The following is a 17,508-nucleotide window of genomic DNA, read 5'->3' as shown; positions in this document are numbered from 1 at the left end:
AACCCGGGGCCGTCTGAACATTCAGACGGCCATTCCTCCAACAATTACCTGCCACATCATGTCCAAGAATAATAAAACCCCTTTCCAACTTAAGCCCAAACACCTAATCCGCGCTTTATTCCTTGTCAGCTTTATCGCCGTCGCAGCCTTGGTTGCCGGCGTATTCAGTACCCTAAACTCCGGCAAAACCGACGTACCCGAAAAAAGCCCTGCCGAACAAACCGACACACGCATTGAAGTTTGGCGCCCCAACGGTGCAGTCGAACCTGAAACCGTTCAGCCTGCCAAAGACGGCGATGCGAAAACCGCCTCCGGCAATCCTGTCGTCCCACAAGACGAAAAAGGCGAAAAAGCGGAAGAAGGTGTAAAAAACGACCGCTTCGCTGTACACCGCAGCAAACGCACAGAAAACAAACGCACTGAAGCCTACAAATCAGAAAACACACAATCCGACAACAGCAACCCTGCCGCTCAAAACAAACCTAAAGCAGACAGCCAGCCGGTAGAAAACAAAGCCGCAAGCAACAAACCTGCCGCACAAGCGGTAGAAAACAAACCGGAAAAAGCCAAAGCCCCCGAGTCCAAACCGACTCCGAAAGCCGAGCCTGAGGCCAAACCACAAGCCAAACCGCGCAATAAAGACAATCTCGACAACCTGTTTTAAACAGACGGCACACCCGTCCCGTTCAGACTGCCTCCATGCCGTCTGAAACAAGAAGGAAACCTCATGGACAAAGTCATCATCAAAACCCCCGAAGAAATCGAAAAAATGCGCGAACTCGGCCGCTTGGTCGCCGAAGCCCTCGATTACATCGGCCAATTCGTCAAACCCGGCGTAACCACCAACGAAATCGACAAACTCGTTTACGACTACCACGTCAACGTTCAAGGCGGTTATCCAGCCCCCCTCAACTACGGCAACCCGCCCTACCCGAAATCCTGCTGCACCTCCGTCAACCACGTTATCTGCCACGGCATTCCCGACGACAAGCCGCTGAAAGAAGGCGACATCGTCAACATCGACCTGACCATTAAAAAAGACGGTTTCCACGGCGACTCCAGCCGTATGTTTACCGTCGGCAAAGTTTCCCCGATTGCCCAACGCCTGATCGACGTGACCCACGCCTCCATGATGGCGGGTATCGAAGCGGTCAAACCCGGCGCCACCCTCGGCGATGTCGGCTACGCCTGCCAACAAGTTGCCGAAAATGCCGGCTATTCCGTCGTACAAGAATTTTGCGGACACGGCATCGGCCGCGGTTTCCACGAAGCACCGCAAGTAGTCCACTACGGCCGCAAAGGTGAGGGCCTCGTCCTCAAACCGGGCATGATTTTCACCATTGAGCCGATGATCAACCAAGGCAAACGCCATCTGCGCATCCTGAACGACGGTTGGACAGTGGTCACCAAAGACCGCTCCCTCTCCGCCCAATGGGAACACGAAGTTTTGGTTACCGAAACCGGCTATGAAATCCTCACCATCAGCCCTGCCAGCGGTAAGCCTTAACCTTGAAAAAACCTTCAGGCCGTCTGAAAACATAGATTCAGACGGCCTGAAATTTATTCGCATTCTCAACATAGAAAACCGAATAAAAACTCGAAATTAAGTTTCTACCCAAATTGAATTGTTTAATTATGTAAAAATTTGCTTACGCCATATTTAAGATAAACGCATAATTTGATGATTTATATAATGAAAATTTACCGAAATAATGAATTAAGAAATATTTACACAAATTATGGCAGACAGCGGAAAACTTCTTTCGAATATACTGTCTAATTATCTAGATCAGTCATTTGCAATACGCCCACATATCACCCCAAAAGCCTACAGGAAAAGGGATGCCGGCATTCTTGCAGACCCATTTTTATGCCTAGAGGCATGCAACAAATACCACAATAAGGAAGATTCATGAAATCGTTCGAAAAAATTGAAAACATCCGCGATATCCGTAAAAAACTCGGCCTGAACCAAATGGACTTCTGGAGCCGCATTGGTGTGACTCAATCCGGTGGTTCCCGTTACGAATCCGGCCGCAACATGCCTAAACCTGTACGCGAATTGCTGCGTTTGGTACACATCGAGCGCGTAGATTTGGCTAAAGTAAACCGTGACGACTTGGCCGTTGCGTCCTTGCTGAAAAACCGCGACCCTGAGTTGTACGCTTCTCTGAAAAAAGAAGCCAAAGCCGACAACAAAGGCAAATAATCAAGCCATTCAAAAGGCCGTCTGAAATTCGTTTTCAGACGGCCTTTTTACTTTCTACACGCTAAGGGCATGTCTGCATACATGCCCTTTTTCATTTACGGCTGATACTGTTTGAAATAGTCCAACACTGTTTGCGGCAGCCATTGCAGATTCAGACGGCCTTGATCGCGGCTGACGAAGCCGACATGACCGCCGTATGCCGGCTGCAGCAGTATAACGGCCGAGGACACGTCCCGCCCGGTCGGCAGGGCTTCTGGCGGCAGGAAAGGGTCGTTGACGGCATTAAGCAACAGCAACGGCGTATCCACGCCTTTCAGGAACGGCTTGCAGGAATTGCGGCGGTAGTAATCGTGGCGGTCGGCAAAACCGTGTAGCGGCGCGGTAAAGCGGTCATCAAAATCGCCAAGCGTTTTGCAGTTTTGCTGGCTTAAGGCCGTCTGAAACCGGGGAATCGCCTGGGCTTTCGGCAACAGCGAATTTAAAAAATAGCGCGTGTAAATCAAGCGCGTCATGCCCTGATCAAAACGCGTACCGGCCGCTACGGCATCAATCGGCGCGGAAACGACGGCAGAAGCGCGCGGAACGGCATTGCTGCCCTGCTCACCCAAATATTTGGCCAAAGCATTACCCCCCAAAGAAACGCCGACGGCGTAGATGGTTGAATAGCGTCGGGCCAGCGTGTTGAGCATAAAGGCGATTTCAGTCGTATCGCCGAGATGGTAGAACACGGGCGCGGTGTTTTCTATGCCGCCGCAACTGCGGAAATGGGCAACCACGCCGTTCCAACCGCGCTGCTGTACGGCTTTCATCAGCTCGACCGCGTAATGGCTCTCACTGCTGCCTTCCAGTCCGTGAAACAAAACCACCAACGGCGCATCGGGGTCGGCACTGTCGACAAAATCGTAGGCAACTTGGGTTTTGCCGGTACTGTCGGGCAGAAGCTCGCGGCGGTAGTCGGGCGCCTTGCCTTGCAGCAGTTTGGCAAACAGGGTGTCGGCATGGCCGTTTCTGAGCCAATAAGGCGTGTTGGGTGAACGTGTATTCATGATTTGTTTCTTCTATTTTTCAGACGGCCTGAAGATGAGCATATACACCAGCAAGGCAGTCAGCGTACCGTTTGTCCAGCCTGCCCAAACGTCGGTGGGATAATGCACGCCTAAATAAATGCGTGAAAACCCGGTCAACAGGGCAAAGGAAATACCGCCTATCCAAGCGGCGCGGCGGTAGCGCGTGCGGCGGCAAAGCAATATCAGCATGACGGCAATGGCGGCGGAAAACGTACTGTGGCCGCTAGGGAAGGAAAAATTGCTCTCTTCAATCAGGCGCGGCCAAAGCAACGGACGTTCACGGGCAAACCATACCTTCACAATCAGCATGTTCAAAGTCGGCACCAATGTCGCCAACACGCAAAACAGTGCCTCTCGCTTCTTATCGGCAAAATACAGGGCTGCGGCGACTGCGCCGATCAGCGGCACGGCAATCGCGGTTTTGCCCAGATAGTGCAACACGGTGGCAATCGGATCAAACCATGTGCCCGCGTGGGCATGGACGGCGTGCATCAGCGGCGGCTCAAAAGCAAAGCCGCCATATTGCGCCAGCCAAATGCCGATGATGAGGGTCGGCGGTAAAAACAGCAAAGAGGCAAAAGTCAGTGCGCGTCTAGATTGGGCTGGGGATAAGTGCATTATTCCACCGTTTCTTTCAAAGTCGCGCCAATCGCCTGCAAACCCTGCAACGCATCTTCCCATGCCGCATCCAGTAATCGGCAGGCCTCGCCTTCCGCTTTGATGCCGAACTCGATATGCGGCGGAGTATAACGGCCGTCTGAATCAGTACGGCCCACGGTGGGCAGGCTGTACGAACGGATACCGGCGTAGGTATGTTCAAGATGTTCCATAATCGGCGTAATGCGCGACTCGGGTTGGTCGAACACATACACGCTGCGGCTGCCGCGTTCGGTTTGGTTGAAGCGGTCGGCGTAATAAGTTTCCAATACCCATTCCGCCATCGGGTGCGCCATCACGGGGAAACCGGGAAAGAAATAGTGCTCGCGGATGGAAAATCCGGCGATGTTGTTAAACGGATTGGGCACCAATTCCGCGCCTTCGGGAAAATCCGCCATCTTCAGGCGTTGGGCGTGCTCCGGCGAATCGAGCGGTTCGCCGCGTTTCCGGGTAACGCCTTCGATAAACTTGGCGGCTTCAGGATGGCGGACGACAGGCAAATCCAAAGCGGCCGCGGCGGCTTGGCGCGTATGGTCGTCAGGCGTAGAACCGATACCGCCGGTAACGAAAGTCGGCAGGCCGTCTGAAAAGCTGCGGCGCAGCTGTTTGACCAGCAAATCGGGTTCGTCAGGCAGATATTGCACCTGATTGAGCTTCAGCCCGTGCGATTCCAATAAGGATTTAAAAAAGGCGAAATGCTTGTCTTGACGGCTGCCGTGCAGGATTTCGTCGCCGATGATGATGAGGTTAAAAGCGTTCATGATGAGGTTTCTTTAATACGGCCCTCCAAACATTCAGACGGCCTAATTGCTGACAATGTATTCCATTTATAAGATAATGGTTTCAACTTTTCAAGTCTGGAGGAATCCCAATGAGCCAAAACCATACCATTTTACAAAATCTCCCCATCGGTCAAAAAGTCGGCATCGCCTTCTCCGGTGGTCTTGATACCTCTGCCGCGCTGTTGTGGATGAAACTTAAAGGCGCACTGCCTTACGCCTACACCGCCAACCTCGGCCAACCTGACGAAGACGATTACAACGCCATTCCTAAAAAAGCGATGGAATACGGCGCAGAAAATGCCCGCCTGATTGATTGCCGCGCGCAGTTGGCACACGAAGGCATTGCCGCCATCCAATGCGGCGCGTTCCACGTTTCCACCGGCGGCATCGCCTACTTCAACACCACGCCTTTGGGCCGCGCCGTGACCGGCACCATGCTCGTTTCCGCCATGAAAGAAGACGATGTGAATATCTGGGGCGACGGCAGCACCTACAAAGGCAACGACATCGAGCGTTTCTACCGCTACGGCCTCTTGACCAATCCGGCACTGAAAATCTACAAACCTTGGCTCGACCAACAATTTATCGACGAACTCGGCGGCCGTCACGAAATGAGCGAATTTCTGATTGCCAACGGCTTCAACTACAAAATGTCGGTTGAAAAAGCCTACTCTACCGACTCCAATATGCTGGGTGCCACCCACGAAGCGAAAGACTTGGAATTCCTCAACAGCGGCATCAAAATCGTTAAGCCCATCATGGGCGTTGCCTTCTGGGACGAAAGCGTCGAAGTCAAACCCGAAGAAGTCAGCGTGCGCTTTGAAGAAGGCGTGCCGGTCGCATTGAACGGCAAAGAATACGCCGATCCTGTCGAACTCTTCCTCGAAGCCAACCGCATTGGCGGCCGCCACGGCTTGGGCATGAGCGACCAAATCGAAAACCGCATCATCGAAGCCAAATCGCGCGGCATCTACGAAGCCCCGGGCATGGCATTGTTCCACATCGCCTACGAACGCTTGGTTACCGGCATCCACAACGAAGACACCATCGAACAATACCGCATCAACGGCCTGCGCCTCGGCCGCCTGCTCTACCAAGGCCGCTGGTTTGACAGCCAAGCCCTCATGTTGCGCGAAACCGCCCAACGCTGGGTTGCCAAAGCCATCACCGGCGAAGTCACCCTCGAGCTGCGCCGCGGCAACGACTACTCGATTCTGAACACCGAATCGCCTAACCTGACCTACCAACCCGAACGCCTGAGCATGGAAAAAGTCGAAGACGCAGCGTTCACACCGCTCGACCGCATCGGCCAACTGACCATGCGCAACCTCGACATCACCGACACCCGCGCCAAACTGGGTATTTACTCGCAAAGTGGTTTGTTGGCATTGGGCGAAGGCTCCGTATTACCGCAGTTGAATAATAAGGAGTAGAATCAGGGGGCTTTAAAGCCCCCTTGTTTTTAAAGGAATAAAATGAAAGAATATAAAGCCGTCATTTATCAAGAGAACCTGCTGTCCAGTTTGGTTTTCGGCAGCGCCAAAATCAATCCGGTCAAATTCAGCGATTTCCTCAACAGCCACGCTTCGCAAGGCTGGAAGGTCGTTACCATGGAAAAAGACCAGCGCCGCATGCTGCTGTTTTTCGTGCGTGAAGCCTACGTCGTCATTTTGGAAAAAGAACGTGTTTAAACTCGGCGTCTATGCCTGTCTCGGATTATTCGAAAGATTGGAGCCATGACAATCAACGATTTTTGGAACATCATTGATCAAGCACGTCCTGAATCTCGCAATATTGGGGAATTCAACCAAAACTTGAATCGGTTATTGGAATCTTTACCAGATGAGGATTTATTATATTTCGATTATTTCTTTAAGATGTACGAATGCACAATTATTGCCAGTCCCAATAGATTAATTTGGTCTGCGCTATCTTTGGTGTACGGTGGTAAGCATAAATACAATACTTATGGCTTCGCAGCTTGGCTGATTTTGCAAGGTAAAAGCCACTATCTTGCTGTTTTACATGATGCCGATCGGCTGGCTGATACTGAAGCTACTCAAAACTATTGCAGTGGTAGTTTGAAGGGGCATGAGCATGAGTTTCCTGAACAACGTTACTTGGCAGGCAGAATATACAGCAAGAGAAACCGCATTGGTATTCGCGCATTCGAAAAAACTACCAAAGAATTCGCTCCAAAAGCCAACACAGAGTGGCAAAAAATCGAACAGCAAGAATTAAACTCTCCCACCTTTCAGTCCAATAGAAATTGGACACTGGAAGACCTTGCTGTGATACTACCCAATACCTATCAAAAATATATATGTGTATGAATGTACAATTAAATACATATCCGAAAAGAAAATGAAAGACGACGGATTTATCAACTGATACCGCTTTAAAAACACCCTATTTTGAAAACTTAACGCAACATCCTTGTTTAATAGACGAGGCCGTCTGAAATGTAAGTTTCAGACGGCCTTATTACCCTTCCCAAATTTATCAAATACCATGAAATTCTTTTCTCACTTTTATCTTGAAAATCATATGTATTTCCACGACTACTTGAAATATATCCTGATTTTCGCCGCCCTCGTCATCCTCCTGCTCACCGTATCGCAATACCTGCGCCACCGCATGGACACCAAATACCGCGATCTGAGCATTATTGCGCTGTTGTTGCTCATCCTCATCTGCGGCACGCAATATCTTTCATACAGCGAGCGTCAAAACTTTGCCGCCGATACTTCGCGCATGGTGGGTTTTCTCAATGCCTTGATTGAAAACCAAAAAGTTGAAAAACAAGACATCATCGTCAACAGCACGCGCCTGTTCAACGGCATGATTATCGGCATCAAAAACCAATACTACGAAGTCCATTTCAATCAAGACTTCTCCGCCTACACGCTGACGCCCATCAATTTGGTCAACAACAATATCGAACTCATCGATAAAGAATAACAGGATACACACACATGGAAGCATACTCCCTGCTCGCCCTCAAACTACTGATGGGTATTTTAGGTTTGATTTTGCAAATCAACCTCTTAGGTAAAGGCAACCTCGCGCCGACCTCCGCCATGGACCAAGTGCAAAACTATGTACTCGGTGGCATCATCGGTGGCGTGATTTACAGCGACAGCGTCGGCCTGTTGCAATTTTTCCTCGTGCTGATTTTGTGGACGCTGTTGGTCTTGAGCCTGAAATTCATCAAAAACCACAACCGCTGGGTCAAATCCATCATTGACGGCAAATCCGTCTGGGTTATCGTCAACGGCAAAATCCAAACCGATGAATGCATGAAAAACGGCATCAGCGCACACGACCTCATGTTCAAACTCCGCGCCGCCGGCATCTACGAAATCTCTGCCGTCAAACGTGCCGTGATGGAACAAAACGGCCAGCTCGCCGTCATTAAGTACGGCGACGAAAGCCTGCGCTATCCACTGATTACAGACGGCCAAGTTGACCCCGACATCCTCGAAATCATTAAGCGTGATGAAGAATGGCTACAACAGGAACTCGACCGCCTCCACCTTGAAGCCTCGCAAGTCTATATCGGCGAATACATAGACGGAAAATTGGTGGCACACCGTTATCCTTCTTGATTTGAAAATAGCAGGCCGTCTGAAACCTTGATTTCAGACGGCCTTTTTGTATTCAGCCCAAACACTGATTTTTTAATCGCGATATTCAAACCTTGCACCCAAAAATTGAGCCAGCGCAGAGACGTGGGAATGTCGGGGATCTTTGACGGCGGTCAGCAACAGGATATTGCCGTGCTGTTTTTCCAAATCCAGCAGCCGCTTGATGGCGGCCTGCTCGGTATCGCCTTGCAGCTCTTCATGATAACGGCTGACAAAACTGTCAAAATTCTCAGTCGGATTTTCGTGATACCAGCGACGCAGGTTTGCACTGGGTGTAATGTCTTTCAGCCAAAGCGCAGTGGCAAAAACCTCTTTGCGGACGCCGCGCGGATAAAGGCGGTCGATAAAGACGGCGGTTTGTTTAGAATCGGGTTGATAGGCGTAAATGCGCTGTACGGTAAACATTTTTTCTCGTCTCCAATGGATTCAGGCCGTCTGAAAATTCAGACGGCCTGATGCTTTTTAGGGTTTAAAACAGTTTTTTGACTTCGGCTTCGATATCGTCGGCTCGCATAAAGGTTTCGCCGATCAGGAAAGTATGCACGCCGTGGCCGCGCATGAAATCGACGTCTTCTTTGTTGCGGATGCCGCTTTCAGTTACAACGGTTTTGCCGCTCAACTCAGGCAAGAGGTCGAGGGTTTGTTGCAGGGTCACTTCAAACGTACGCAGGTTGCGGTTGTTAACACCCCACAACGGTGTGGTCATGTTGCGGCATTTTTCCAGCTCGGACGCATCGTGCAACTCCAACAATACAGTTATGCCCAATTCGTGGGCAACGGCTTCAAAACGCTCAAGCTGCTCTGCTTCCAAGGCGGCGGCAATCAGAAGAACCGCATCCGCACCCCACGCGCGCGCCTGATAGATTTGGTATTCGTCAATGATGAAATCTTTACGCAAGACCGGCAGCGCCACAGCCGCACGCGCCTGTTTCAAATACTCGGGCGAACCTTGGAAATAAGGTTCGTCCGTCAACACGGACAAACAGGCCGCACCCGCTTTTTCATAAGCAACGGCGATTTCGGCAGGATGAAAATCAGGACGGATCAGGCCTTTGCTCGGGCTGGCTTTTTTGACTTCGGCAATAATGGCAGGCAGATTCTGCGCGTGTTTTTCACGGATCGAGCCGATAAAGCTGCGAACCGGCGCGGCAGCCTGCGCTTGGGCTTTGATGTCTTCCAAAGAAACGGCGGCTTTTTGGGCGGCCACTTCTTCTGCTTTGGTGGCAAGGATTTTGTTGAGAATATCGGTCATGGCGTTTTTCTATTGGGGCTGATTTTCGGGTTTGAATCGTGCAACATGCTGTCGCAGATTAGATTTCAGACGGCCTGAATGCCGCTATTTTAATGGTTTGAAAAAAGGCGGGCAAGAATGCCCGCCTTTGTGTCTGCTTTAATTTAGTGATGAATGCCCAAAACGGTCGCGTTGTGGCTGATGATTTCGTCCGCCAAAGTCGGATTGTCGTTCAGCTTGATACCGTAGCCGGGCACCAATTCTTTCAGACGGCCTGACCATGACTCGATACGGCCAGGGAAGCATTGGTTGATCAGCTTAATCATCAAAGGCACGGCGGTTGATGCACCTGGGGATGCGCCCAGCAATGCGGCCAGCGAGCCGTCGGCATGGGCGACGATTTCGGTACCGAATTGGAGTACGCCGCCTTTTTTCGGGTCTTTTTTGATGATTTGTACGCGTTGACCGGCGGTAATCAGTTCCCAATTATCAGGATTGGCTTCCGGATAATACTCTAAGAGAGAATTAAAACGTTCTTCTTTGGTTTTACGCAATTCGCCCAAGAGATATTTGGTCAGCGGCATATTAGCCCAACCGGCGCGGAGCATAGGATAGAGGTTGTCCATTTGGATGGACATCGGCAGATCCATGAGCGAGCCTTGTTTGAGGAAGTTGGGGCGGAAGCCTGCATATGGGCCAAACATCAGATGACGCTCGCCGTTCACGTTGCGGGTATCCAAGTGCGGAACGGACATAGGAGGCGCACCAACGGAAGCCTGACCGTACACTTTGGCATTGTGTTGGGCAACGGTTTCAGGGTTGCTGTTGCGGAAGAACAGGCCGGAAACAGGGAAGCCGCCGTAGCCTTTGCCTTCCGGAATACCGGATTTTTGCAGCAAGGTCAGTGCGCCGCCGCCTGCGCCGAGGAACACGAAACGGCTGCGGAGGGTCAAATGGTCTTCATGGTTTTCGGTATTGCAGGTTTTGAGTACCCACGCGCCGTCAGATTCGCGTTTGATGTCTTCAACATGGCGGTTGAATTCCATTTTCACGCCTTTTTCGCGCAGATATTGCACCATTTGACGGGTCAAGTTACCGAAATCAACGTCCGTACCTTCGGCGGAGTAGTTGGCGGCAATGGGTTGGCTTTCATCACGACCGTTGACAACCAGCGGCGCCCATTCGGCGATTTTGGCGCGGTCGGTAGAAAACTCCATTTTTTCAAAGAGTTTTTGGGTTTTGAACACGTCGAAACGTTTTTGCAGATAACTGCAATGGTCGGCGTTCATCACCAGCGACATATGGGGGACGGAATTGATGAAAGAACGGTCGGTCAGTTTGCCTTCTTCGACCAAAGTCGCCCAAAATTGGCGGCTGATATGGAATTGTTCGGCAATATTGAGGGCGCGGGTCGGATCGATCGTGCCGTCGGCAGTCAGGGGGGCATAGTTCAATTCACACAGCGCAGAGTGTCCCGTACCGGCATTGTTCCATGCATTTGATGATTCCAACGCTACATCTTCCAAGCGTTCAATCAGGGTGATTTCCCAAGATGGTTCGAGTTCTTTGAGCAATACGCCCAAAGTGGCGCTCATAATGCCGCCGCCTACTAATACGACATCGGTTGCTTCAGCCATGGTTTTACTCCTACTAAAGTCAGGCATGGTTTGCCTTGTGGTTATCTATCATTATAAACAACTGATTTCAGAGGAATTGTTTTTTGGTTTTGTTGTGTGTGAAACTTTTTGCCTGCTGAGTTTCCGAGCGTAAATGGCGGAAGGCAGTTTCGGTTTGGGTTCCAGATTTCAGGTCTTTATAATATGTTATTAAGAATTTAGTAGATTTTACGGAGAAATGCAAAGATTTTCTGTTCGGTTCATATAAAAATAATAGATTAGGCCGTCTGAAAACGTTTTCTTACCCTTTATCTGCCAATGTTTGCCAAGAAAAAAGAATTTTTCATTTCTTTTTTAATTGACTGTTTTTGTCAGCAATTTCAGCAGCAGACTAACGTGAATCAACCGCCGATCTGCTATCATTTCAACTTATTTCCCCAAGGCAAGCCGCCATGTACCTGACTCAAGAAAAGCCCTACCGCCCCCTATTGGTGGCACTGATGTTCCTCACCCTGCCGCTGGCGATGATATTGCACAATATCGTACAAATCGCCTTTTCAGACGGCCAAGGCCTGTTGGTCACGCTCAAAGACGGCGCATGGGCATGGCAAAGCGGTTGGCAAGATTCCGTCGCATGGTTTGTCTGCGGCATGTTTGCCTTCCTCAACCTGCCGATTGCAGGCGGACTGACCAAGCTGGCGTATAAAAAAATGATGCGCCGGCATTCGCGTTACGCCATCTTCCTTGCCGGTGTCGCAGCGTGTGCCTCAGCGGCGGCGGGTTTGATTTTTGAAGCCATCTTAGGCAATGCCGCATTGGCCGGTATGCGCGGGCAAGGCGTGTTCTACTACACCCTCTCCGTGTGGATCATCGCCATGCTGACCCTGCCCAAACAACTCACGCGCGCACCAGAGCAGCCCATCGTCTTTCACAAAATGAAACGTTGATTCAACAGACGCAAACATTTTCAGACGGCATGCTTTCCGTTACCATTACATCCAACGCGTTTTAACCAATAAGGAATAACAAATGAATCAGGCGCAACAGCTCCGCGACGGCATACAGGCACTGGGTTTGGACATCGACGAAGCCAAACAGGCCAAACTGCTAGACTATGCCGCCCTGCTGCAAAAGTGGAACAAAACCTACAACCTGACCGCCCTGCGCGATCCCGCCCAAACCGTCAGCCATCACCTGCTCGACAGCCTGACCCTCCTGCCCTATATCGAACACACCCAAACCATGCTCGACGTCGGCTCCGGCGGCGGACAGCCCGGCATACCCACCGCCATCTGCCGCCCCGACCTCGACATCACCCTCCTCGATGCCAACACCAAAAAAACCGCCTTTTTACAACAAGCCGTCATCGAACTCGGCCTTAAAAACGTCCGCGTCATCAGCGGCCGCGTAGAAGCCGCCGCCGACTGCCGCGCCGACGTCATCACCAGCCGCGCCTTTGCCGAACTCGCCGACTTCGTCAACTGGACCGAGCACCTCCTCAAAGACGGCGGCTACTGGGCGGCCATGAAAGGCGTATACCCGCAAGAAGAAATCGACAAACTGCCCGAAAGCGTCGCCGTCGAAAAAGTCGAAGCATTGCACGTCCCCCAACTCAATGCCGAACGCCATATCGTCATCATCCGCAAAAAGGCCGTCTGAAAACAACCCAAGCATACCGAATAACGGTACAATCCAGCCATCCACACTTAACACGACAGCAAAGCACATGAGCGCACAAATCCTCGCCGTCGCCAACCAAAAAGGCGGAGTCGGCAAAACCACCACCACCGTCAACCTAGCCGCCTCCCTGGCCTCCAAAGGCCGCCGCGTCCTCGTCGTCGACCTCGACCCCCAAGGCAACGCCACCACAGGCAGCGGCATCAACAAAGCCACCATCGAAAACGGCGTTTACCAAGTCGTCCTCGGCGAAACCGACATCCCCAACGCCGTCGTCCGCAGCAAAGAAGGCGGCTACGACGTATTGGGCGCCAACCGCACACTGGCCGGCGCAGAAGTCGAACTCGTCCAAGAAATCGCACGCGAAATCCGCCTCAAAAACGCCCTGCAGCTCGTTGCCGACGACTACGACTACGTCCTCATCGACTGCCCCCCGTCCCTGACCCTGCTCACCCTCAACGGCTTGGTTGCCGCCAGCGGCGTCATCGTCCCCATGCTTTGCGAATACTACGCCCTCGAAGGCATTTCCGACTTAGTCGCCACCGTCCGCAAAATCCGCCAAGCCATCAACCCCGACCTCGACGTAACCGGCATCGTCCGCACCATGTACGACAGCCGCAGCCGCCTCGTCGTAGAAGTCAGCGAACAGCTCAAACAACACTTCGGCAACCTGCTCTTCGACACCGTCATCCCCCGCAACATCCGCCTCGCCGAAGCCCCCAGCCACGGCCTCCCTGCCCTCGCCTACGACGCCCACGCCAAAGGCACACAGGCTTATCTCGACTTGGCCGACGAACTGATTGCACGGTTGGAAAAATAAACAGAAATATGAATATAAGAAGGCCGTCTGAAAGTTAAAGAGTACTTTCAGACGGCCTTTGGTTTGATTGGAAAGAATTTTTTCAGAAGACCGCGTGCGTGCGTATCGCGCACACCCTACACATAGATTTCAAACTCTTTATGATTCATAGGTAGGGTGTGTGCCCGAAGGCACGCACGCGGTTGCAGGCTACAGCTTGCTTAATGTACAAATCACTATCCAGCTTCAGCCATACCGAATAGTTTTCCGAACCGCACACCTCCGCCCGATAACGCCCTGAGAAAGTTTTTTGGACGTCGCGAACCTTGCCCTGCTGAAAATACAGCAGACCGCGTTCGGCGATGTGGGGCGGGAACAGGTGGAGCGGATGGATACGGGGCATGGTTTGCTTCCAAGAAGTTGTTGAAACATGGGGAGTTTACTGGTTCGGGCGATGTTTGGGGAGAGGGTAGAGGGAAGATTTGCTTTGCAAAGGGGCAAAAGGTCGTCTGAAAATGGGTTTCAGACGACCTTTTGGGGAGGGTTAGAAAGGGAAGATGATAGTTTAGAAAAATGTATACTCTTAAATCGTGAGTTGTAACTAGCTTAAGTAAGATAGACAATAATAATATATATGTGAACTTTATAAATTTTGTTGAAACTTATCCCTTTCATATTTCAATAAGTCTACTTTAGGGTCTAGGAAAATTTTATTAGATCTAATGAAATTTAAAGCTTCATCTTGAGTAAGTTCATTTGGCACAACAGTTGAAATTTTTCGAATAGCTGTAGAAGGGATTCCATAATCAATTAAAATAGATAAGTTTTGAGGTAGGAAGTCATTTTCTAAAGCGGTAGCGTAGAATAAGTAGTTTCCTGGAGTTATACTCATCTCCTTTGCCACGAATTCTTGTAAGGAATGTAAAACCTTCAACCATTTTGGTATTTTAAATTGTAAAAAACTTCTAAAAAATTTGAAAATTTTCTGAATGGCTTCATCCCATCTCTCTTGATCAGTCGGAAATTTATTTTCCTTTTCCCTTTTTAGATAATCAACAGTGCTTATTATTAATGGATATAAATCTTTCTGCATTCCATAGAAATGCGTAAAATATATAAACTGCTTACTAGAAACTTCTAGATGATCATACCTATCATCCTGTAAAAATTCAAGGCATAAGTTTAAACAAAAACTAAGTTGATCATAACTAGGATATTTATCCCAGATAAGTAATGAATATTCATTCTTTAGAAATATTTTTTTTAATTCTTTTAATAGGTTAATTTGTCCTTTGATATTAATATTATTTCTTGCTAACAACTCTTTTTCTTTGGTAGATAATTCATTAATAAGCTTAATGCTTGGGTTATTCAGATCTTTTATGTCCGATTCTCTTAAATTAATCAATACTTCATCCTGAATAGGATTTTGTTCAAAGAAAGGGATATCTACCACTACTTTTTCAGCAGCTGGCGGTTCTTCAAAATTAAAAATCTTTCCAATATAATGGGACATCAGTCTGCCAGCTCTCCCTCTCATATTACTATAATCAAAGAAATCAATATCATTTGTTCCTTTTTTCTTATTAAAGTAAATTATATTTTCTGTATTCGTATTTACTCCTTCGATAATTGTTGTGGTACAAAATATTGTATTTATTTTTCCAGAGTTAAATAAATCTATCATGGTGGACGATATATGCCTAGGCAGTGTTCCATCATGAACGCCTATTCCGAATTTAATGAGGTTTGTAAAGCTCCATTCCTCTGAAACATGTTTTTTAATCCATTCTATAATAGAAATATCATTGTTTTCTTTTGTGTAAACATCATTTTTTCTTATATAATCCATGTATTTTAAAGCTAATTTTTTTGCTTTTCTAGGAGAGGAGCAGTAAACTAAGCTATTTTTATTTTTTAATTTTATTGCTAATAATTCAAAAAGTATATTTTCTTTTTTTACTATCGTATTAAAATCTTTTTTCTTATATTCTTTATAAATGTTGTGTTCTTCACATAAAACCAAGCTATCTGTTAGTTTAATAAATTTAGCATTATATTTACTAGCAAAACCTTCTGATATGCCTTCAATATTGGGACCTAATAAATAAAATTGGCAGTTATAAGAATATATGGCTTTCAAGAAAGCATTATTTATAGATGCAGACCTACCATCATCACGTTTTGCACTCAATTTATAAAATTCATCTATTACTAGAAAATCTATTGATGTGAAATATGGATATTCAATAGCACGTTCTGCTGTAAATAGAAAAATATTGTTTGTATCGCTTGGTTCTTGAGATGTCTTTATAATTAACTTATATATATCTTTATATTTTGATAAATTCTTTCTTGTTTCATCAAGCAATGCCAATGTTGGTTGTATAATTAGTAAATTTTTATATCGGTTTGATGCTACGATATCTTCTATAAGCAAACTTTTTCCGAAACTTGTTGGCGCACTTACTACGATATTGTTTCCTTGAAAAATTAAATCAATAATTTTCTTCTGAGCATCATGATAATATTTTTTATCTACCCCAGATGATTCATTCATATTTTTACGGATTTCAGCGGCTGTGGATGTGGTGTATAATCCTTCTTTTTCTAAGTATGGATAAAATCCAACTGATTCAATAATATCTGATAAAATATCATTCAAGGAGGCATCAAATTTTTTTCTGTTATCCAGAATATATATTAAAATAGCCCTGCCTTCTTCTTCATCTTCAAAGATAGTCTTGCTACATATATTATATATATTAAATGTTTCATCAAAATTAAAGATTTCTGAACTTTTAATTTTTTCAATTAAATCCGTAGTCAGTTTTCTCATTTTATATCCTTAAATTATATTTGTTGTAATAAATCTAATTTATTATGTAGTTTTTTTACTAGTTCTATTTTGTTGGGAACTGGGAATAAGATTAGAACTATATTTAATACATCCTTCAAAGGATGATTATAATGTTTATCAAAATACTGCTTAAGAAGTACCAAACTATCTATATATTCTTTTAAGAAAGCAGGATTATTTTCATCATCAAATTTGGTGAATAAATTACTTGAGTATGTACAGAATAAAGGTATTTTTATAAAATTTATTTTATCCTTTAGCGATTTTCCTGATGATAACTGCCTTACCCAGTAATCCCTATCTACTGTATTGATATGGTCAATATGATGGATATCATGTAGTCTCTTCGTGATAAGACTAAATTCATCATTTAAAAAGTCTCTGTTAAAATGATCATCTAAATCTTGTAGTAGAGCCCTAACACCTTGTTTAGGATCGCTATATAACTTTGATTCTCCTAGCCATAATGACTTACTTTGGGGTTCTATATGTATGCAATCAAAACCATGTACTGCGTGACCATATGAGTCTTTAAACCAAATTTTAGAGATTAAAGGAATGGTATTGAAGTTATCTCTTAAAATTAGGTGTAGAATTAATTCACCAAATTCTCCTCGTTTTAAATATTTCTCTTCAATCTCTAACTCATCAAGTTTGCTCTCATTTCCTGAGTGATATAATTCGGCGACGTCCTTAAATGCCTTTATCTTATATAATGATTTAGCTGCTTCGCGGAGTTTACGTCTTATCTCTTGAGGTGGTGTGTAGTTACCTTCATGCAATCCAAATGCAAAATCACATAAAGCATCAAAAATGATATCGACTAATGGCTTCCATCTATATGATTTTATCAATGGATTTTCTTCGTCATAATCAAACCCAACAAAAAAACCTTCTACATTAGAGTCTGTTAGCTGATTACATATATGCCGTTTTATAATATCTTCTGAATTGAACATTTTA

General features: G+C 47.2%; 20 protein-coding genes. 11 read left to right on the top strand and 9 right to left on the bottom strand.

Annotation, left to right across the window (positions count from 1 at the left end; all coding sequences use genetic code 11):
- Nucleotides 1–58 precede the first annotated feature (58 nt).
- From ACTHS8_RS08870 to ACTHS8_RS08860, 3 genes are all read left to right on the top strand, one after another.
- Nucleotides 59–664: a hypothetical protein gene (locus ACTHS8_RS08870; protein ID WP_440373499.1), complete on the top strand. Its 606-nt coding sequence runs from the start codon at nt 59–61 to the stop codon at nt 662–664.
- A gap of 42 nt (nt 665–706) precedes the next feature.
- A complete protein-coding gene (gene map / locus ACTHS8_RS08865; RefSeq protein WP_223168821.1) occupies nt 707–1,507 on the top strand; it encodes a type I methionyl aminopeptidase in 801 nt (266 codons plus the stop codon).
- A gap of 405 nt (nt 1,508–1,912) precedes the next feature.
- Complete coding sequence (locus tag ACTHS8_RS08860) at nt 1,913–2,209, top strand: helix-turn-helix domain-containing protein (RefSeq protein WP_003680641.1); 297 nt, start codon at nt 1,913–1,915, stop codon at nt 2,207–2,209.
- A 95-nt stretch (nt 2,210–2,304) separates the two neighbouring features.
- On the opposite strand, the gene ACTHS8_RS08855 is transcribed toward ACTHS8_RS08860, so the two are convergent.
- From ACTHS8_RS08855 to ACTHS8_RS08845, 3 genes are read right to left on the bottom strand one after another with little or no spacing between them, the layout of a single operon-like run.
- Nucleotides 2,305–3,255: a YheT family hydrolase gene (locus ACTHS8_RS08855; protein WP_440373498.1), complete on the bottom strand. Its 951-nt coding sequence runs from the start codon at nt 3,253–3,255 to the stop codon at nt 2,305–2,307.
- Nucleotides 3,256–3,267: 12 nt separating this feature from the next.
- The gene (locus tag ACTHS8_RS08850; protein ID WP_440373497.1) at nt 3,268–3,894 is read right to left on the bottom strand and encodes a phosphatase PAP2 family protein; all 627 of its coding nucleotides are present in this window, start codon (nt 3,892–3,894) and stop codon (nt 3,268–3,270) included.
- The gene (locus ACTHS8_RS08845) at nt 3,894–4,694 is read right to left on the bottom strand and encodes a competence/damage-inducible protein A (protein WP_440373496.1); all 801 of its coding nucleotides are present in this window, start codon (nt 4,692–4,694) and stop codon (nt 3,894–3,896) included. Before ACTHS8_RS08845 ends, ACTHS8_RS08850 begins: the two co-directional genes overlap by 1 nt.
- A 110-nt stretch (nt 4,695–4,804) precedes the next feature.
- Between ACTHS8_RS08845 and argG the strand changes: the two genes are divergently transcribed.
- The 5 genes from argG to ACTHS8_RS08820 all read left to right on the top strand — a co-directional run bounded on the left by argG (nt 4,805) and on the right by ACTHS8_RS08820 (nt 8,323).
- Nucleotides 4,805–6,148, top strand: a complete 1,344-nt coding sequence (argG, locus tag ACTHS8_RS08840) for an argininosuccinate synthase (protein WP_070645264.1) — start codon at nt 4,805–4,807, stop codon at nt 6,146–6,148.
- 42 nt (nt 6,149–6,190) lie between these two features.
- Nucleotides 6,191–6,406, top strand: a complete 216-nt coding sequence (locus ACTHS8_RS08835; protein ID WP_003749376.1) for a DUF4177 domain-containing protein — start codon at nt 6,191–6,193, stop codon at nt 6,404–6,406.
- 45 nt (nt 6,407–6,451) lie between these two features.
- Nucleotides 6,452–7,048: a DUF4240 domain-containing protein gene (locus ACTHS8_RS08830; protein WP_070873822.1), complete on the top strand. Its 597-nt coding sequence runs from the start codon at nt 6,452–6,454 to the stop codon at nt 7,046–7,048.
- A 178-nt stretch (nt 7,049–7,226) separates the two neighbouring features.
- Nucleotides 7,227–7,676 carry a DUF3290 domain-containing protein gene (locus ACTHS8_RS08825; protein WP_107724199.1) on the top strand — a complete coding sequence of 150 codons (450 nt, stop codon included), beginning with the start codon at nt 7,227–7,229 and terminating at the stop codon, nt 7,674–7,676.
- Between the two features lie 14 nt (nt 7,677–7,690).
- The gene (locus ACTHS8_RS08820; protein WP_049336846.1) at nt 7,691–8,323 is read left to right on the top strand and encodes a DUF421 domain-containing protein; all 633 of its coding nucleotides are present in this window, start codon (nt 7,691–7,693) and stop codon (nt 8,321–8,323) included.
- Between the two features lie 72 nt (nt 8,324–8,395).
- Here ACTHS8_RS08820 and ACTHS8_RS08815 read toward each other — a convergent pair whose 3' ends face one another.
- The 3 genes from ACTHS8_RS08815 to ACTHS8_RS08805 form a co-directional block, all read right to left on the bottom strand.
- Complete coding sequence (locus ACTHS8_RS08815) at nt 8,396–8,767, bottom strand: DUF488 domain-containing protein (protein WP_107867926.1); 372 nt, start codon at nt 8,765–8,767, stop codon at nt 8,396–8,398.
- Between the two features lie 64 nt (nt 8,768–8,831).
- Nucleotides 8,832–9,614, bottom strand: coding sequence for an indole-3-glycerol phosphate synthase TrpC (gene trpC / locus ACTHS8_RS08810; protein ID WP_440373495.1), 783 nt, complete (start codon nt 9,612–9,614; stop codon nt 8,832–8,834).
- A gap of 143 nt (nt 9,615–9,757) precedes the next feature.
- Nucleotides 9,758–11,230 (bottom strand): malate:quinone oxidoreductase, encoded by a 1,473-nt coding sequence (locus ACTHS8_RS08805; protein ID WP_440373494.1) that lies wholly within the window; start codon nt 11,228–11,230, stop codon nt 9,758–9,760.
- A 431-nt stretch (nt 11,231–11,661) separates the two neighbouring features.
- Between ACTHS8_RS08805 and ACTHS8_RS08800 the strand changes: the two genes are divergently transcribed.
- The 3 genes from ACTHS8_RS08800 (at nt 11,662) to ACTHS8_RS08790 (ending at nt 13,706) form a co-directional block, all read left to right on the top strand.
- The gene (locus ACTHS8_RS08800) at nt 11,662–12,156 is read left to right on the top strand and encodes a hypothetical protein (RefSeq protein ID WP_440373493.1); all 495 of its coding nucleotides are present in this window, start codon (nt 11,662–11,664) and stop codon (nt 12,154–12,156) included.
- 82 nt (nt 12,157–12,238) lie between these two features.
- On the top strand, nt 12,239–12,868 hold the full coding sequence (rsmG, locus tag ACTHS8_RS08795; protein WP_285071347.1) for a 16S rRNA (guanine(527)-N(7))-methyltransferase RsmG: 630 nt from the start codon (nt 12,239–12,241) through the stop codon (nt 12,866–12,868).
- A gap of 67 nt (nt 12,869–12,935) precedes the next feature.
- Complete coding sequence (locus ACTHS8_RS08790) at nt 12,936–13,706, top strand: ParA family protein (RefSeq protein ID WP_440373492.1); 771 nt, start codon at nt 12,936–12,938, stop codon at nt 13,704–13,706.
- A gap of 145 nt (nt 13,707–13,851) precedes the next feature.
- On the opposite strand, the gene ACTHS8_RS08785 is transcribed toward ACTHS8_RS08790, so the two are convergent.
- The 3 genes from ACTHS8_RS08785 to ACTHS8_RS08775 form a co-directional block, all read right to left on the bottom strand.
- A complete protein-coding gene (locus ACTHS8_RS08785; protein ID WP_314765977.1) occupies nt 13,852–14,088 on the bottom strand; it encodes a hypothetical protein in 237 nt (78 codons plus the stop codon).
- Nucleotides 14,089–14,328: 240 nt separating this feature from the next.
- Nucleotides 14,329–16,524 (bottom strand): DEAD/DEAH box helicase, encoded by a 2,196-nt coding sequence (locus tag ACTHS8_RS08780; RefSeq protein ID WP_440373491.1) that lies wholly within the window; start codon nt 16,522–16,524, stop codon nt 14,329–14,331.
- Nucleotides 16,525–16,538: 14 nt separating this feature from the next.
- Nucleotides 16,539–17,504: a DUF1837 domain-containing protein gene (locus ACTHS8_RS08775; protein WP_314765980.1), complete on the bottom strand. Its 966-nt coding sequence runs from the start codon at nt 17,502–17,504 to the stop codon at nt 16,539–16,541.
- Nucleotides 17,505–17,508: the final 4 nt, after the last annotated feature.

The organism is Neisseria sp. P0016.S008 (assembly GCF_051957775.1).
Classification (GTDB): Bacteria; Pseudomonadota; Gammaproteobacteria; order Burkholderiales; family Neisseriaceae; genus Neisseria; species Neisseria flavescens_B.
This window is presented reverse-complemented; position numbering and strand designations above follow the sequence as displayed.

Coding starts and splice junctions, on each gene's coding strand:
- ACTHS8_RS08780 (WP_440373491.1), bottom strand. CDS start 16,524: ATGAGAAAACTGACTACGGATTTAATTGAAAAAATTAAAAGTTCAGAA.
- ACTHS8_RS08845 (WP_440373496.1), bottom strand. CDS start 4,694: ATGAACGCTTTTAACCTCATCATCATCGGCGACGAAATCCTGCACGGC.
- ACTHS8_RS08830 (WP_070873822.1), top strand. CDS start 6,452: ATGACAATCAACGATTTTTGGAACATCATTGATCAAGCACGTCCTGAA.
- trpC (WP_440373495.1), bottom strand. CDS start 9,614: ATGACCGATATTCTCAACAAAATCCTTGCCACCAAAGCAGAAGAAGTG.
- ACTHS8_RS08805 (WP_440373494.1), bottom strand. CDS start 11,230: ATGGCTGAAGCAACCGATGTCGTATTAGTAGGCGGCGGCATTATGAGC.
- ACTHS8_RS08825 (WP_107724199.1), top strand. CDS start 7,227: ATGAAATTCTTTTCTCACTTTTATCTTGAAAATCATATGTATTTCCAC.
- ACTHS8_RS08820 (WP_049336846.1), top strand. CDS start 7,691: ATGGAAGCATACTCCCTGCTCGCCCTCAAACTACTGATGGGTATTTTA.
- rsmG (WP_285071347.1), top strand. CDS start 12,239: ATGAATCAGGCGCAACAGCTCCGCGACGGCATACAGGCACTGGGTTTG.
- ACTHS8_RS08785 (WP_314765977.1), bottom strand. CDS start 14,088: ATGCCCCGTATCCATCCGCTCCACCTGTTCCCGCCCCACATCGCCGAA.
- ACTHS8_RS08860 (WP_003680641.1), top strand. CDS start 1,913: ATGAAATCGTTCGAAAAAATTGAAAACATCCGCGATATCCGTAAAAAA.
- ACTHS8_RS08855 (WP_440373498.1), bottom strand. CDS start 3,255: ATGAATACACGTTCACCCAACACGCCTTATTGGCTCAGAAACGGCCAT.
- ACTHS8_RS08790 (WP_440373492.1), top strand. CDS start 12,936: ATGAGCGCACAAATCCTCGCCGTCGCCAACCAAAAAGGCGGAGTCGGC.
- ACTHS8_RS08835 (WP_003749376.1), top strand. CDS start 6,191: ATGAAAGAATATAAAGCCGTCATTTATCAAGAGAACCTGCTGTCCAGT.
- ACTHS8_RS08800 (WP_440373493.1), top strand. CDS start 11,662: ATGTACCTGACTCAAGAAAAGCCCTACCGCCCCCTATTGGTGGCACTG.
- ACTHS8_RS08815 (WP_107867926.1), bottom strand. CDS start 8,767: ATGTTTACCGTACAGCGCATTTACGCCTATCAACCCGATTCTAAACAA.
- argG (WP_070645264.1), top strand. CDS start 4,805: ATGAGCCAAAACCATACCATTTTACAAAATCTCCCCATCGGTCAAAAA.
- ACTHS8_RS08870 (WP_440373499.1), top strand. CDS start 59: ATGTCCAAGAATAATAAAACCCCTTTCCAACTTAAGCCCAAACACCTA.
- ACTHS8_RS08850 (WP_440373497.1), bottom strand. CDS start 3,894: ATGCACTTATCCCCAGCCCAATCTAGACGCGCACTGACTTTTGCCTCT.
- ACTHS8_RS08775 (WP_314765980.1), bottom strand. CDS start 17,504: ATGTTCAATTCAGAAGATATTATAAAACGGCATATATGTAATCAGCTA.